This is a genomic window from Paraburkholderia sp. IW21 (assembly GCF_041321145.1).
Classification (GTDB): domain Bacteria; phylum Pseudomonadota; class Gammaproteobacteria; order Burkholderiales; family Burkholderiaceae; genus Paraburkholderia.
This window is the reverse complement of record NZ_JBGGWA010000025.1, coordinates 1-16312: the sequence shown is the minus strand read 5'-3', so window position 1 is coordinate 16312 and position 16312 is coordinate 1. Positions and strand designations below refer to the sequence as shown.

Below are 16312 nucleotides of genomic sequence, written 5' to 3'. Positions count from 1 at the left end.
GTGCGTTTCGTTGACAGATCCAGACCAAGGCCAAGTTGTGCCATCACCCACCCCTTAAATTCTCCTGCTCCCAGGATAGTCCACGCTCACGTCAATGCCAGGACTTTTGCAGACTTTCCTTAGTGTTATTCCAACGGCTTAGGGTATGCGCGGCCTCGGCCAATAACGCTACGGTCGTCATAGCGACTGCGAACAGTGCCCGGTCCTTTCGCCATGCCGAGAAGACGAATGCCAATATGGGCGCAAAACGAGGTCTCGTCGAAAAAGCACGCTGCGTGGGCGGTCACATGAAGCGATTGTGGTGCTCGACGCAGTCCCGTCGGCGCCACGCTCGCGTAAATTGCTGCCTCAAGCCCATCCAGCGCCATGTTTGCGATCGCCTGCGAGCTGATCCACAGCTCGCTACCAACTCACGACAGATCCGCCAGCCGACCGAACCACAGACCTTCAGGCACATTCCGCTCGAGGAATATGTTGCTGGCGAAGTCCGGGTTGCGCTCAGGAAAGTCTTCGCGGTAGTGGCCGCCGCGACTCTCACGCCTGGCAAGCGATGCCAAAACCATCAATTCACCGACCTGGATCAAGTTCGCCAATTCGATGCCCCGCATGAGCTCAGCCGGCGTGCCGATCACCGTGTCCTGAAACAACTGGTCTCGCGTCTCCCTGCAAACCCGCCTGAAAGTCTGAAGCCCGGCTTCTTCGCGCACGATCAGCAAATACCGGTTTGCGCACTGCTGAATCCGAGCTTTCAGTTCGTCTAGCGTGTGCCTGCCCTTTCGGCGGAATTGCGTGGCGACCGTGCGGTTGTCGTCCAAGGCCCCGGTAGTCGCGCGGTGCGTCATCTTTTTCGCGCGTTCGGCCGCGGCGAGGCCCGCCCGGCGGCCGAAGACCTGGCACGTCAGGGCCATATTGCCGCCGAGACGGTCGGCGCCATGTGGACCCGCTGCCACCTCACCCGCGGCGAACAGACCCTTCAGATTCGACTGTGCGTTTTCGTCTATACATAAACCGCCGTTGATCGCATGCGCGGAGCAGGTGATCTGCACTCTATCCTGATAAAGGTCGACGCCGTGCCCCCTATACCATTGGCAGGTTAGCGGCCACATCTTTGCGATGCTTCGGCTCTTGTCGGCCAGTATCGATTCGAGATCGCATCCGGCGAAGTCGAGAAACACGCCGCCTTCAGCCGTGCCGCGGCCATCGTTGAGCGCCTTCTGAATCGAAATTTCGACGTAGCGTGAGATATCGCTTGAGCTGAATGGAAAGTGCCGCTCTTTTTGCCGAATGACATCAGCCTGAGTGGACCCCGTCGGCAGATAGTCAGGGACGAACGCCCTGCCATCGCGGTCGGTGAGATTCGGGTGCGCGTCCCACAGGTAGTTGCCGAACAGGTTGACGAAAGGCGTCAGCACGCTCACACCGGCCTGCATGAACTCCATGTTGACCAGTCGCGCGCCCGCGCGATAAGCCATTGCATAGCCGTCGCCGGTAATGTCCGATGGATACAGGTTTTGGGCGAACAGCTGACTTGCACCGCCGGTGGTAAGAATCGTCGACTTGGCACGGATCAGCATCGGGTTTCCATCCGTATCGATCGCGTATGCGCCGAGACATTCGCCGTCCTGCGAAAGCAGGTCGACGATCATCAACCGGTCCATGACCTTGATGCCGCGCCGGGAGGCTTCAGTCCCCAGGGATTTCACGATTGGTTTGAAGTGCTCATGAATCACATGCGAGCGCGGCTTGGAAGAAAAGCATGCGCGAAAAACCAGGTAATGGTCATCCTCGCGCTCAAACTTTACGCCGTACTGTTCGAGGTAGCGCAGGGAGTCATGCGCTTCGTTCGCGAGAATCGCGCTCAAGCGCGGGTCGGCCATGCCTTGAGCGGCATGCAGGATATCGGCAAGAAAAACATCAGGATTATCGCTGGGATCCCCTGCTCCGTCGGGCACATTGAAGGCGCCGACTTCAGCTACGCTATGAAACGTCGCGCCGCTTTTGCGAAATTCGCCTTTGATCACAACCAGCACGTCAGCGCCGCTGGAATCCGCCTCGAGCGCAGCCCGCAGCGCAGCGCCGCCGCTGCCAACGACCAACACATCCGTACTGACTTCCCTGTACCTGTCACTCATGCCTGCTTCTCCTGTTTTCATCGACACGTGCGGCACGCTCGCCGCATGGATGGCTTCATCCTCGCTTCACGCAACTCCGCCTTTTGCCGCGTCCGCCGCAACGGCCTCAGCGTCCTTGGCAACGCCGATTACGCCGTCCGCCAGCAGCGAGTCGATCATCGGCCGGTTCATTCCCATCCCTGACAAGATGTCGATCGTGTGCGCGCCCAATTGTGGCGGCGGCGTGCGGATAGCCGGCGCGCTGCCGTTGTAGCGCACCGGGTGATTGACGAGCGTCACTGGGGTGCCGGTTGCACCTTCGACTGTCTCGAAGCTCTTCAAGTGGCGCACCTGCGGATCGGCGACCACCTGCGCATAATCGTTGACGCTCGTGTGCCAGACATGATGCCGCTCGAACAGCGGCAACCAGTGCGCCGTCGTGTCCTGCGCAAGCCGGCGCTCAAGCAGGCCGGAGATTTCTCGCTGCTCGTCGAAGGCACGCTTCGCGGGAATCCGTTCCTTTTCCGGGATCTCGAGGATCTGATAGATGATGTCGAGAGGACTCAGCGACAATGCGATGAAACCATCCGCGGTTGCGTATATGCCGTACGGTGCGGGGAAGTACCAACCTGATACACGCCCCGCCTGTCGCACCTCGTCATGGCCGTCGCCGTTCAGGAAACACGTGAGAGACTCCTGTTGCAGATCGAGCGCAGCCGCCAGCAAGCTTACGTCGACCCGGCAGCCCTCGCCCGTACGCTCGCGGTTAAACAGTGCCGTCAGGATGCCGTTCGCATACAGCGCAGCGCCGTGATGATCGACGACGGACACGCCCACCGCGCGCGGACCGTCCTGCCGGGTTCCGGTGATTGTCGCGATACCCGACATTGCCTGAATGATCAGGTCCTGCCCCGGCCGGCTGGCATAGGGTCCATCCGGACCGAATCCCGAGCCGGACGCATAGATGATGTCCGGCTTGACTGCCTTGAGTGCCTCGTAACCCAATCCCAGCTGTTCCATCACACCGGGACGGTAATTCTCGGCGACCACGTCGACTTGAGGCAGCAAGCTCATGACGATATCAATCGCCCGCGGGTCCTTGAGATTCAGCGCCAGACTGCGCTTATTTCGATTACCCATCAGAAGCAGCATCGTCTGTCCATCGATGGCGCGGTTCGCGTCGCCCCACTTGCGCTGGAATGCGCCGTCGACAGGTTCGACCGATATGACGTCGGCCCCGCAATCGGCGAGGTGCTGCACGCCCAAAGGCCCCATCAGAAAATGATTGAAGCTGAGAATGCGGATACCATTCAGCCCGTTCATGCAATCTCCGTTACGTCGTGCGTCCGGCTATCTGGTGAGGTGGACCAAGGCCCTACTGAACTCCGCGTTGGCCCTGAACATTCGGAAGACCGCGGCGTGGATACCTGCATCGATGCCGGTCAGAACTAAAGGCAAGCGTTGCCCATCGCCGTCGAGAGGCGCATGCGCGACGCACCGGTGGTCAGCGACCCTTGAAGTGCGGCGGCCGCTTTTCGACGAATGCGCGGTGGCCTTCGGCGCGATCCTCGGTCTTGAACACGGCGAGATTCGCCTGATGCTCGCACTCCAGGCCTCGTTGAAGGTTGGTCTCGAACGAATCGAGCACGGCGCGCTTGGCCAGTCGGACCGCGAGCGGCGCGCGGGCGGCGATCAGCGATGCGATCTCAACAGCGCGCGCGATGCTGCGTGCCGGCGGTACGACCTCGGTCACAAGACCGTGGCGCTCGGCCTCGGCTGCCGTCAGTGGCTCGCCGGTAAGCACGAGTTTCATCGCCAGTGTCTTGCCGAGCACCCGCGGCAGGCGCTGGGTGGCGCCATCGCCCGGGAGGCCGCCGATGACGATCTCTCGCTGCGAGAAGGTCGCGTCGTCCGCCGCGACGACGATATCGGCCAGCATCACCAGCTCGTGGCCACCACCGATGGCGAAGCCGTTGACCGCGGCGATCAGCGGCTTCGGAAAGGTTTCAATCGCTTTCCAGCTCGCGAGGCGCATCGGGTCCGCATACCCTGCGACCCCGCGTGCCGCCATGTCGGCAATATCCGCCCCCGCGCTGAAGAAACGCTCGCCGCCGGTGAGCACGACAGCCCTGACTTCGTCGCTGACTTCGGCTGCCGCGAGCACGCGCGCCAGTTCCGCCAGCAGCGGCACACACAGCGCATTGCGCTTGCCGTGATGATTCAACGTAATCACCCACACGAACCCAGTTGGTTGTTCCAGCTTCAGGTACTGCAGGTCCTCGAATGCGGCAAGCGGGACCGGCGCCGCGCCGCTTCGCTCGATGTGAGCCGTGTTCATGATGAGCCTCTCGGTAATTCGATCGCTTTTCGCGTGCGAACATTCGACGCATATGGGGTCGTGGAGATTGGGCCAGTGGCGTGCAGCCCGCGACCCATCGTCCTCGTGTTATTTGATTGCCAGCAAGTTCGGCAGGAAGCGTGGGATATGCGGGAAGACAATGATCAGCAGCAGGTCGACCGCCAGCGCGAAGATGAACGGCAGGATCGCCCGAGTCGCTTTTTCGACGGACACACCGCCGATCGACGCAGCCGTAAAGAGGCAAAAACCGATCGGTGGCAGGTTGATGCCGATGGCCGAGTTGACCAGTACGATGACGCCGAACACGACCGGGTCGATATGCATCTGCACGACGAGCGGCAGAAACACAGGGATCACCACCGCGATACTCGAGATCGTTTCCAGTACCGTATGGGCTACCAGAAGAAAGAGATTGATCAGGATCAGCAACACGAACGCGCTGGTCGTCACGGCGAGGAAGCTGTTGGCGACGTGCAACGGAATTTGCGCCTCAATCAGATAGCGGCCGAGCACGAACGCGAGCCCGAGAAGAAACGATACCCGCGTGGTATTGATGGCCGTGCGCGTGAGTATTTCCCTGAAGTTCGACAGCTTGAGCGACTTGAAGATGAAGGCGCTCACCATCGTCACATAGAGCGCCGCGACGACGCCTGCTTCAACCGGCGTGAAGACGCCGCCGAGGATGCCGCCCAGAATGATCACGGGAGTCAGCAATGCCCAGATCGCCTGTCTGAACGTGATCCACAGCCGCTTGGCGGAGAACGCCTCGACCGCCGTATAGTTCTGCCGCACGGCAGTCACGTAGTTCACGAGCATGAAGGAAACGACCACCAGCAGCATCGGCACTATCCCCGCGACGAACATCGTTCCGACCGAAACGTTGGCGGTGTAGGCGTACACCAGCATGCTCATCGACACAGGCGACAGCAGTCCGAGTGAGCCCGCTGCCGACTGCAGCGCCACTGCGAACGCGCGTGAATATCCCTGCTTGACCATCCCGGGGATCATGACCGAGCCGATCGCCGCGGTATCCGCAGTCGCCGAACCGGAGAGGTCGGCGAAGAACATGCTCGCAACGATCGTCACCTGCCCGATGCCGCCGCGCATAAACCCGACAAGCGCCTGCGAAAAGTCGATGATCCGGCGCGAGACGCCGCCCGCATCCATGATTGCGCCTGTCAACATGAAGAACGGGATGGCCAGCAGGCCGACGTTATTCAGGTTCGAAAACAGCTGCTGCGGAATCACCAGCAGCGGGGTTCCATTCAGCGTCAATGCAATCGTCGCCGCAATGCCGATGCAAATGGCCACCGGTACACCCAAGCCGAGAAACCCGGCGCCTAGAGCGAGTGCCCACATGTTGATTCACCTCAGATATGTTCGGAGACGCCCTGCAACAGAGACGGCCTCGTTTGCGCGCCGGGCGCGAGATGGGAAACCGCGATTCGCACCGCGGAATGAAAGACCAGCAACGCGCCGCAGACGGGAATCGAGAGATACGGGTACACCATCGAGATCGGCAGAGAGGTCGCGGTTTCGGTGCCCATCAGATACAGCATGTCGCCACCGTACATAACGAACACCACTCCGAGCCCGAGGACGACACAGTCGGTCAGGTCCGCCAGTGTCTGCGCGAAGGCGGGTGGACAACGGTCGGCCAGTACCCGCACCTCCGGATGAACCCGCAGCTTGGCTCCTGCCGCCGCACCGAGGCACGTGAGCCACACGAACAGATAAGCCGCGAGCTCGTCGGACCACGACAGCGAGTTGTGCAGGATGAAGCGAAAGACCACACCGAGGCCAGCGACGAGCACCATCATGAGAAGTAGTCCACCGCAGAGGAACAGCGTGATCTTCAGGACCAGGTCGTCGATCAACAGGAGACTACGGGCAAGCTTTTCCATCGCACTCTCCCTTCATTTCGAAGCGACAGCGGACTTGTCGGCCGCCTTGATTTCCTGATAAAGCGCCTGGCCATCGGGAATGTCGCTGAGCAGGCTCTGGCGCGCCCTTTCGGTCGCGGCGGCCCACGGCGCTGTGTTGATCCCGGTCACCTGGGTGCCGTTCTTCTTCATCGTGGCGAGCGCGTCGTCGTACTCGTGCTTGTATTCCTTCACGTCATAGTCCGCGGCGACGGCGGCAGCTGCCTGAAACGCCTTCTGTTCGTCAGGCGAAAGACGCGTCCAGGCGCTCTTGCTCATTGCTAGCACCACGGGCAGGTAGTTCACGTGGGTCAGGTAATAATACTTGGCGACATCGGAAAATTTGTCCTGGATGAACTGCTCCGGGGAGGTATCGCCGCCGTCGACCAGGCCTTGCGAAAGCGCCAGAAATAACTGGTTATAGGGCAGCGGCGTCGGGTTTGCGCCCAGTGCCTTATAGCCCGCGATATAGCCGCGACTCTGCATCACTCGCACTTTCATATCCTTCATGTCACCGAGCGAGCCGACGGGCTTTTTCGCCGTGAACAGATTGCGCTCGCCCACCGACAGCCACGTCAGGCCGATCATGTTGACCGCCGGCATCATGTCGAGGAACTTGCGGCCGACCGGTCCTTGCAGAACCCGGTTGGCGTCGTCGATGCTGCTAAAGAGATAAGGCGTATCGAAGATCTGCCACTGCCTGATCGTGTTTCCGATCGGCGCCTGTGCGGAAATCATGAGCTCCTGGGTACCGGTGCGCAGCGCTTGCGCCATCTGCACTTCGCCGCCGAGCTGTGACTGCGGGAAGATCTCGATCTTGACCTTGCCGTGGGTTCGCTGCACGACCTCCTTTGCGAACACCTCGGCAGTCAGCTGATAGTGGTTGTCCGGAGCGAGGGTGTGGCCCAGCTTCATGACGATCGGCTCGTCGGCACGGGCAACGCTTGCGACAACGACGCCTGCTGCGAGCAGCGTACCTACCATCACGGCGCGTCCTGCGCGGCGCGCGCTAAAGAATGATTTCATTTCGTCTCCTTCCGTACTGGAATGTAATTTTCGCGCCGCATCAGGTCGATCCGTCTGCAGGCGCTTCAAGTATTCGTGAGTGCACGCAACGGGCGTTAGGACCGGTCGCCCGATTTCTTGTACTTTTTTACGGCGTCTTCGATAGCAAGCGTTTCCCGGACTGTCTGGCGATTTATCCGGCGCACACGGGGTGGAGGAAAACCCTTGGCGATACTGACGAATGGCTGACCGGGAGCTATCCGCGGGCTCCTTGCGGATCGGGCGAAGACTGAAATCACTGCGTGCGTGCAGTCAAAAAAGTCCAAGCATTCGCCCAAACCGTCCTAACGGTCAGCAACCCGCACTGATTAAATTTGAGTCACGCCCGCCGGCCCCAATCAACAAGGAACAGGCCGGCTCCTCAACCGACTCTCACTTTCAGAACCACCATGGCCAAACGCCCGCACATGGATTGTTACGCGGTCGGCGACACTGCCGATTTCGCCAAGACCGTAACTGAATTCGATATCTACGGCTTCGCCGGGATCGTCGGCGATTTCTATGCCGTGCATTTGAACGAGGAATTCGCCAAAACCACGCGCTTCGAGAAGCGCATCGCGCAAGGATGTCTGTCGGTCGGCTTCTTATCGACTGTGATGGGCTACATGGCGCAAAAGGCGCCGAGCCCCGGTGCGGTTTCTTACCGCTACGACATCACGTTCAACGCGCCGGTATTTATCGGCGACACGGTCACTGCCCGGCTCAGGCTGCGCGAGAAGGACGACGATCGCAACCTATGCGTGTTCAGAGCAGAGGTCACGCGTCAGGGTGGCACGGTGGTTGCATCTGGCGATACCTATCTGAAGGTGCTGTAACACAGCGCCCTGCCTTTAACCCCTCTCCCGCTTTTCACAGAGTCGAACATGCCGCATTGGGTAAACGAACAACACACCGCGATACGCGACGTCGTGCGCCGTTTCGCGGAAAACGAAATCGCTCCTGTCTCGGAAGAGCTTTGGGAAGCGGAAGCCTTTCCTTACGACATCTGGAAGCGTGCTGGCGAGCTCGGCTTCGCCGGCCTGCCCTATCCGGAGAGTTGGGGTGGCGGCGGTGGCGAATGGCTTTCCTATGTGATCGTGTTGGAAGAACTCGCACGGGTAGATTGCGCAATCGCCAACTCGCTCATGGCCAATTCGACGGTCGCGAGCCTGCTCTCCAACTATGGCACCCATGAGCAAAAGGACCACTATTTACGCCCTATCCTCGACGGCCGCAAGGTCGGCGCGATCGGATTATCGGAGCCCAACGCGGGCTCCGACGCGGCCAACATCGCGACGCGTGCGACGCTGGAGGGCGACCGATGGCTCATCGATGGATCAAAGACCTTCATTAGCAACTCCGGCACGGAAGTGACCGGACCAGTCGTCATCGCCGCGGTAACAGGCACGCGCCCTGACGGCCGCAAGGAAATTTCCAACTTCATCGTGCCCAACGGCACCCCCGGTTTCAGCTACGGACGCAAGCTGCGCAAGATCGGCTGGCGCGCATCGAGCACCTACGAGTTGTACTTCGAGCGCTGCGCGATCCCGGCCGCCAACCTGCTCGGCGAACGCGGTGCGGGCTTGCGACAGACGCTCGCCCAGATCAGCACGGGCCGAATCCTGATCGGCGCGCTCGCGCTAGGCATCCTGCAGGGTTCACTAGATCGGTCGATCGCGTACATGAAGGAGCGGCGCGCATTCGGCAAGCCGATCGCCGAGTTCCAGGCGCTGCAGTTCAAGATCGCGGACATGGCGGCCCACGCGCACGCCGCGCGGCTGATGCTCTACGATGCCGCCGCGCTGAAAGATGCGGGCGTTCTCTTCGATCAGCAGGCGTCGATGGCCAAGCTCTTCGCCACCGAGCGCGCGATGGAGGCGGCTCATCAGGCGTTGCAGATACATGGCGGTTACGGCGTGATGAGCGAGTACCCGGTGTCGCGCGCATTCGGCGACGCCAAGGTGCTGGAGATCGTCGAGGGGACCTCGGAGATTCAAAGAATGATCATTTCGCGAAACCTGCTTGCCTGAGCCCTCAGTCAAACAGATACGGACACGCGGTCAGGAGACAAGTCATGCTGGAAGGCATCAAAGTGTTAAGTTTTACTCACTTCTTGCAGGGCCCCGCCGCCGTGCAGATGTTGGCCGACGTCGGCGCGGACGTGATCAAGATCGAACCGCCGGGCGGCGCGTTCGAGCGCAGTTGGACCGGCTTCGATGCGTATGTCGAAGGGGTGAGCATGTTCTTCCTGCTCGGCAATCGCAATCAGCGCAGCATCTCGCTGGATCTGCGCGACGAGCGCGCGCGAGAGATCGTCTGGCGGCTGATCAAGGAAGCCGATGTCCTGATCGAAAACTACCGCCCAGGCGTCCTGCAGCGCATGGGCTTCGGTTACGACGATGTCCGCGAGATCAATCCACGGCTCGTGTACTGTTCGTGCACCGGCTACGGGTCATCGGGACCATATCTCAAGCGGCCAGGGCAGGACCTGCTGCTGCAGGCCATAAGCGGCATGACGATGCTCTCCGGCGAAGCCGAATCCCCGCCCATGCCAGTCGGATCCGCGATAGTCGACCAGCACGCCGCGGCGTTGGCAGCCTTCGGCGTCGTCACGGCCTTGCAGGCGCGTGAACGTACCGGCAAAGGCACGCTGGTCGAAAGCAATCTGCTCAACGCGGCGCTCGATCTTCAGATTGAGCCGTTCACCTACTACCTGAACAAGGGGCCACTCTGGCCGCGCACAAACCCGCCGACCGGCAGCCGCTTCCATCCGGCACCCTACGGGATTTACCGGACTCTCGACGGCTGGATCGCAGTTTCGCTGACGCCCACTGAGAAGCTGGCGGCGGCCTTGTCTCAACCTATGCTAGCCGGGTTTTCTCACCCAAAAGACAATGTGCGCCGCCGCGACGAATTGAACCGCATCGTGTACGACGCCCTGACCAAGCGCACGACGGCCGACTGGATGACGACCTTCGACGAGCACGACATCTGGTACGCGCCCGTGAACGATTACGATCAGGTCGAGGCCGACCCGCAAGTGGCGCACAACCGCATCATCATGGAGGTCGACCATCCGCAGGCCGGGCCGGTTCGTTTGCTCGCGCATCCGGTTCGATACGACGGCGCAGCACCACCGCTCACCCGTCAGCCGCCGCGCCAAGGCGAGCACACCCGCGAGGTGCTCGCCGAACTGGGCTACGAGCCGCACGAAATCAATACGATGGTCGAAGCCGGCGCGGCGCTGACCGAGCGGAGAACCGCATGAACACTCATCTGAATCAGAGCCACGAGATGCTGCGCTTTGACGATATCCAGATTGGCCGCTGCCAGATCCTCGTGCGTACCATTGCGGAAAGTGACGTGAACGCTTTCGGCCATCTGTCGGGTGATCTGAATCCGTTGCACATGGATCAGCACTTCGCAGCACGCACGCCGTTCGGCCAGTGCGTAGCGCACGGCCTGCTGACCGCGGCATTGGTGTCGGCGACGCATACCGGGTTGACCGGTCCCGGCTTCGTCTACGTTGGGCAGGAGTTGCGCTTTCTCGGACCGGTCTTCATCGACGATACGATCAAAATCCATGTGACCGTAGTCGAGAAGAAACCCGCCAAGCGCATCCTCGTGATGGACACGATGGTTCGCAATCAGGACGGCAAGCCGGTGTTGACCGGACTGTCGGCGCTGAAGGAATTGCGTTTCCAATGAGCTGACAATCAGCACGCGAGGCCGACCCTGCGCGGGTTTTCGACAACAGCCGTCACGCCGCTTTGCTAATTACAATTACACTACTTTCGATGCCGAACCGGCGAAGGAGAAACAGCACGCTTGACTTAGCCAAGGAGTGAGCTGGCTAAGCGAGCCAGATAAGTGCTGCATGCAGGAGACAAATCAGATGCCTAGCGGTTGTGGTTGTGAGTTGCCGGTCTTCAAGATCGCCCACTACGAGTATGGGTCGCGAATCAAGTCGATCGATTTTCATCTTGCGCCTCTCGAAGATATGAAATCGACGTTGCCGTATCCTCATCGGCACGAGTTCTATCACATCGTCTGGGTCGAGTCGGGCAGCGGTCACCACATCATCGACTCGATTCGCTACGAGGTGCGGCCCAATACGCTGTTCTTCATGGCCCCCGGCCAGATCCACGATTTCGCGTTGTCCGAAGATACCGTCGGGCACGCGATCAGTTTCTCGTCCGAGTTTTTCGCGTTCAAGGTGCAGAACCGCCATTCGCAGACCGAGATTCCCGTCTACGATTTCGAGCGAATTCCGAACACGGTTTATATGAGCGACGCACAGGCTCAGGACCTTCATCGTGTGCTGGATGGTATCAATGCGGAATATCAGGGTGAAGAGGCAGGCTACGAGGACGTGATCTGGTCATATCTGCGGGTTCTGCTAATCAAGTCCGCGCGCCTGGGCGGCGACGCCGTCACCGACGTCAATTCTTCACGTAGCGTGCTGTTGTCGCGACGCTTCAAAAGCCTGCTGGAAAAACATTTCACCACGATCCACGACGTCGCTCGCTACGCATGCTTGCTGAATGTCACAGAACGCGCGCTGAACGATGCAACGCGCCAGGCGCTCGGCAGCACCGCGGCCAAGCTGATTCGTGAACGCGTGATGCTGGAAGCGAAGCGTCTGTTGCTGCATTCCGAGGTCAATGTGGCGGAGATCGCAACACAGCTTGCCTTCGACGACCCGGCCTACTTCAGCCGATGTTTTCGCAAGCATACGGGCCGTTCGCCAATCGACTTCCGCCGCAGCCTGGAAAAGCTGAGCATCTGAAGCAGTGGCGCGACAGACGTCCGGTGCGAGTAGAAAAGTCCAACATAAGCCGCACTTCGTCCTAACTGCCAGAACCGCCGCACTCCTAGAATTTGGCGTGTCCCCGTCACTCGGGAAACGTGAAAGTAATCAGGAGACAAAGGCGTGAATGCTTCGTACCAAGATCAAGGGCTGTCCTCTGAACGGTCCGCCCTGTTCACCAGTATCCTCGATCGCATGGCGGCCAAAGTTGCAGAGGACGAGCCGACGCTCGGCGTCGAATTCCCTCAGATCACGGCGCCCGATGGAAAGTGGGTGCTGCTTCCGGCGTCGCTGTCCGCGGGCTACAGCGGTTCAGCGTGGAGCCACGGCAACTGGTTCTGCGGGTTCTGGGTCGGACTTCTGCTGACGTCGTATTTGCACACCGGCGAGGACAAATACCTCTCGTGGGCCCGCGAGCGCATGCGCCTCGTCGCGCAGCGCGCGCAGGACCCTAACACGCACGACATTGGCTTCATCTTCGACAGCAGCGCCGTCCCCGGTTATGAAATCACCCGCGACCCGTGGTACGCGCAAATTGCAATGGAAGCCGCGGACAAATTGCGCGCGCGTCTTGTCACCACGCGCAGCGGCGCCTATCTCGCTTCCTGGGGCCCGCTCGACGACCCGCGCGGACGCAGCGCCTCAGCTATCGACACGATGGCTAATCTATCGTTGCTTTACTGGGCGGCGAACCATTCCGGGGACGGCAGTTATTGCCTCGCCGCCGAAGCGCACTCCGTCATGACCGCGAAGGCGTTTATCCGCCCCGACGATTCGACTTACCACGCGGTCGAGTACGACGTGACAACCGGTGTGCGCCGGCGCGGCTACACGTTTCAGGGCGCATTCGACGAATCGGCGTGGAGTCGGGGCCAGGCGTGGGCCGTCTATGGCTACGTGAACACGGCGCGTGAAACCGGCAAGCGCGTCTGGCTGGATCTTGCAGGCCGGCTAGCGGCGTACTATCTGCGCCGGCTCGATGGACGTCCGGTGCCACCGTGGGATTTCGACACCACTGACGCGGACGCGGAAATCAAGGACACTGCCGCAGCAGCCGTGATGGCGTCAGCGCTGCTCGAGATGGGCCGTCTGCATCCCGATCCTGCCGATGCGGTTCGCTGGCGCGAACACGGACTTGCGATGCTCGAAGCTCTATGTCGTGACGAGTTTGCCTACGAACCTGCGCAGCGCGGACTCCTGAGGAATTCCTGCTATTCGAAGCCGCACAATGAAGGCGTCGACGGCGCGACGATGTTCGGCGATTTCTTCTTCGCCGAAGCGCTGAGTCGCGTGATGCTGCCAGGCAGGCTTCGGCCCGACACGCAACGCGTATCGCTCGCTTGAGCGTACCTCTCTCGCGGTTCCCAACTTTCGCTAGCCAGGCCATCCATGATATCGAACGATCTTCCGCATTTCGTACCTGCTGACCTACCCGATGCCCTGCTGATCGGACGCATCTGGCGAAACCCGCCGATAGATGGGCCATCGGTCGTCGTTGTTCGCGCCGGTCAGGTCTTCGACATCACGGCGTCGGCGTCGACGACCTCCGACCTGTTCGAGCGCGTGGACCTGTTAGAGTTTGCGCGTCACGTCGAGGGCGAGGCGCTCGGTCCCGTCGAGAACATCGGCCAGGCATTGCTCGCGCCATGCGATCTTCAGGCCATCAAGGCATGCGGCGTGACCTTTGCCGTGAGCCTGCTCGAACGGGTCATTGAAGAACAGGCTACCGGCGACGCGACGCAAGCCGATTCAGTGCGTGCGACGATCGCGCAACTGATCGGCACTGATCTCTCCAGGATTCGCCCCGGCACGCCGGCTGCCGACAGTCTGAAGCGGGAACTGGAACGGCGCGGCGCATGGTCGCAATATATGGAGGTCGGCATTGGGCCCGACGCAGAGGTGTTCACCAAGTCTCAACCGATGTCGGCAGTCGGCTACGGCGCGGACGTCGGGCTTCACCCGGCCTCCTCCTGGAACAATCCCGAGCCGGAAATCGTTCTGGCGGTAAACAGCCGCGGAACGATCGTCGGTGCAACCCTTGGCAACGACGTCAATCTGCGCGACATCGAGGGCCGCAGTGCGTTGCTGCTCGGCAAAGCGAAAGACAACAACGGCTCATGCGCGCTCGGTCCTTTTATCCGGTTGCTCGATGATCGCTTCACGATGGACTCGGTGCGGGCGGCGAGCGTGTCGCTCAGGATAGAAGGCGCGGACGACGGATTCATTCTCGAAGGCGTGAGCCACATGCGCGAGATCAGCCGTGACCCAGAGGAACTCGTGGCCCAGACTGCCGGGCCGCATCACCAGTATCCCGACGGCTTCATGCTATTCCTCGGCACGATGTTCTCTCCGATTGAAGACCGGCATGCTCCGGGCAGCGGCTTTACGCATCACCTCGGGGACAAGGTGACGATTGCAACGCCGGAGCTCGGCGCACTTGTCAACACCGTGCAGTCGTCAACCGAGATCGCGCCCTGGCGATTCGGCGTGCGCGCTCTATACGAGGCCCTTGCAAAACGGCGGGCGCTTGCCCGCGCCGTGGGGCAGGTAAGCGATGCGTAAATCAGCGCTAAGCGTGATAAGTAAGTTTCCGCGAGACCGCCGGTGACGATCGGCCGAAGGCGGTCTGTCGCGTTGTGCTGACGCGTCCGAGTGCTATGTACGGGTGCGCCTGGAATGGTGGTGTCGTCGCTTGTCTAGAGACGAAACACCGCGACCGTTTCCTTCAACTGCCGCGCCTGTTGCTCGAGCAACTGCGCCGCTGCCGCCGCCTGCTCGACCAGTGTGGCATTCTGTTGAGTCACCGAATCCATCTGCGCTATCGCGTGAGCGACCTGATGGATACCCGCGCTTTGCTCGGACGAGGCGGCCGATATCTCGCCCATAATATCGGCCACGCGCTTCACACTGGTGAGGATCGCCTGCATGCGGTCGCCCGCCTCGTTCACCAGCGTGCCTCCCGCCTGCACTTTTCCGCTCGACGTCTCGATCAGTTCCTTGATCTCCTTGGCCGCCGCCGACGAGCGCTGCGCAAGCGTGCGCACTTCGGAGGCCACCACCGCGAAGCCGCACCCCTGCTCACCCGCACGCGCGGCTTCGACAGCCGCGTTGAGGGCAAGGATATTGGTCTGAAACGCGATTCCTTCGAAAGATCGCGATAATGTCGCCGATGCGTGCAGAACTCTGATCGATCTCGGCCATCGTCGCTACCACCCCCTCGACCGCACTGCTGCCATGGTGGGCCGTTTCCGTGGCGCTGGTCGCGAGCGTCAGCGCCTGGCTCGCGTTCTCGGCATTCTGCCTTACCGTACCGGTCAGCTCCTCCAAGCTTGCCGCCGTTTCCTGCAATGATGCCGCCTGCTGTTCCGTGCGCGAAGACAAATCGAGGTTGCCCGAGGCGATCTGCTGCGCGGCTGTTGCGATGGTGTCGCTCACGTGGCGCACAGCATTGACCGTGTTCGCGAGACCGTCGCGCATCTGCGAAAGACCCTGTAGCAGCGCGCCCATTTCATCGCTTGAACGAATTTCGATTCGTTGCGACAGGTCACCCGCCGCGATCCGGTCGAAGTGTCTCAGCGCCTCGTCGAGCGGACCGCTGATCGCGCGGCGCAGCGACATGAACGTCAACGCGCCGACGAGCAGGCCGAGCACGGCGGCACCGGCCGTTATTGCGCGAAAAAGCCGGAGATCGGCTTCTGCACCAGCGTACCGCGCCTTCGCTTCGTCGCGCTGAAGCTGTTTGAGATTCGCACTTGCCGTGACATAGTCGGTATTGGCCAATGCAATTTTCTTCAACGCGAGTTTGACCGCCGCGCCGTCCATGCCCTTGACCGAATCCGCGAAAGCATCGAGATCATTCTGCACCTGGCTGCGCTTTGCGTTGACCACTGCAGCAAGACTGCTTTCAGTCGACGTGGCGGGCAGAGCCAGGTATTGCGTCCAGGCCTCCATGCCTTGCCCTTTGAGCATGCGGTAAGTGGCCACGTCTTTGTCGACGGTCGGTGCTGTGGGATCGAAGGCGATCCGGTCGACGGTCGTCCGCTCGCGGCTGATCGACAGTTCGGCA

15 protein-coding genes are annotated in these 16312 nt (G+C 60.9%); 7 read left to right on the top strand and 8 right to left on the bottom strand.

Annotated features, from left to right (window positions below):
- Positions 1-410 precede the first annotated feature (410 nt).
- From ACAX43_RS32750 to ACAX43_RS32725, 6 genes are all read right to left on the bottom strand, one after another.
- Positions 411-2132, bottom strand: a complete 1722-nt coding sequence (locus tag ACAX43_RS32750; protein WP_370712458.1) for an FAD-binding protein — start codon at positions 2130-2132, stop codon at positions 411-413.
- A gap of 66 nt (positions 2133-2198) precedes the next feature.
- On the bottom strand, positions 2199-3434 hold the full coding sequence (locus ACAX43_RS32745) for a CaiB/BaiF CoA transferase family protein (RefSeq protein WP_370712457.1): 1236 nt from the start codon (positions 3432-3434) through the stop codon (positions 2199-2201).
- Between the two features lie 181 nt (positions 3435-3615).
- Positions 3616-4449, bottom strand: coding sequence for an enoyl-CoA hydratase-related protein (locus ACAX43_RS32740; RefSeq protein ID WP_353558002.1), 834 nt, complete (start codon positions 4447-4449; stop codon positions 3616-3618).
- 108 nt (positions 4450-4557) lie between these two features.
- Positions 4558-5829: a TRAP transporter large permease gene (locus tag ACAX43_RS32735; RefSeq protein ID WP_353558001.1), complete on the bottom strand. Its 1272-nt coding sequence runs from the start codon at positions 5827-5829 to the stop codon at positions 4558-4560.
- An 11-nt stretch (positions 5830-5840) separates the two neighbouring features.
- Positions 5841-6374, bottom strand: coding sequence for a TRAP transporter small permease (locus ACAX43_RS32730; RefSeq protein WP_353558000.1), 534 nt, complete (start codon positions 6372-6374; stop codon positions 5841-5843).
- A 12-nt stretch (positions 6375-6386) separates the two neighbouring features.
- A complete protein-coding gene (locus ACAX43_RS32725) occupies positions 6387-7487 on the bottom strand; it encodes a TRAP transporter substrate-binding protein (protein WP_353557999.1) in 1101 nt (366 codons plus the stop codon).
- Positions 7488-7846: 359 nt separating this feature from the next.
- Between ACAX43_RS32725 and ACAX43_RS32720 the strand changes: the two genes are divergently transcribed.
- From ACAX43_RS32720 to ACAX43_RS32690, 7 genes are all read left to right on the top strand, one after another.
- On the top strand, positions 7847-8272 hold the full coding sequence (locus ACAX43_RS32720; protein ID WP_353557998.1) for a MaoC family dehydratase: 426 nt from the start codon (positions 7847-7849) through the stop codon (positions 8270-8272).
- A 48-nt stretch (positions 8273-8320) separates the two neighbouring features.
- Positions 8321-9466 (top strand): acyl-CoA dehydrogenase family protein, encoded by a 1146-nt coding sequence (locus ACAX43_RS32715; protein WP_353557997.1) that lies wholly within the window; start codon positions 8321-8323, stop codon positions 9464-9466.
- Positions 9467-9510: 44 nt separating this feature from the next.
- The gene (locus tag ACAX43_RS32710) at positions 9511-10704 is read left to right on the top strand and encodes a CaiB/BaiF CoA transferase family protein (protein ID WP_370712456.1); all 1194 of its coding nucleotides are present in this window, start codon (positions 9511-9513) and stop codon (positions 10702-10704) included.
- Entirely contained in the window at positions 10701-11144 is a 444-nt protein-coding gene (locus ACAX43_RS32705) for a MaoC family dehydratase (protein ID WP_370712455.1), read from the top strand. Before ACAX43_RS32710 ends, ACAX43_RS32705 begins: the two co-directional genes overlap by 4 nt.
- Positions 11145-11331: 187 nt before the next feature.
- Entirely contained in the window at positions 11332-12225 is an 894-nt protein-coding gene (locus ACAX43_RS32700; protein WP_370712454.1) for a helix-turn-helix domain-containing protein, read from the top strand.
- 144 nt (positions 12226-12369) lie between these two features.
- A complete protein-coding gene (locus ACAX43_RS32695) occupies positions 12370-13590 on the top strand; it encodes a glycosyl hydrolase (RefSeq protein WP_370712453.1) in 1221 nt (406 codons plus the stop codon).
- 45 nt (positions 13591-13635) lie between these two features.
- Entirely contained in the window at positions 13636-14808 is a 1173-nt protein-coding gene (locus ACAX43_RS32690) for a fumarylacetoacetate hydrolase family protein (protein WP_370712452.1), read from the top strand.
- A 134-nt stretch (positions 14809-14942) separates the two neighbouring features.
- Here the strand turns inward: ACAX43_RS32690 and ACAX43_RS32685 are convergent, their stop codons facing one another.
- Positions 14943-15368, bottom strand: coding sequence for a methyl-accepting chemotaxis protein (locus ACAX43_RS32685; RefSeq protein WP_370712459.1), 426 nt, complete (start codon positions 15366-15368; stop codon positions 14943-14945).
- The coding region (locus ACAX43_RS32680) for a Tar ligand binding domain-containing protein (protein WP_370712451.1) at positions 15325-16312 on the bottom strand (988 nt) is incomplete at its 5' end. The genes ACAX43_RS32680 and ACAX43_RS32685, both read right to left, overlap by 44 nt.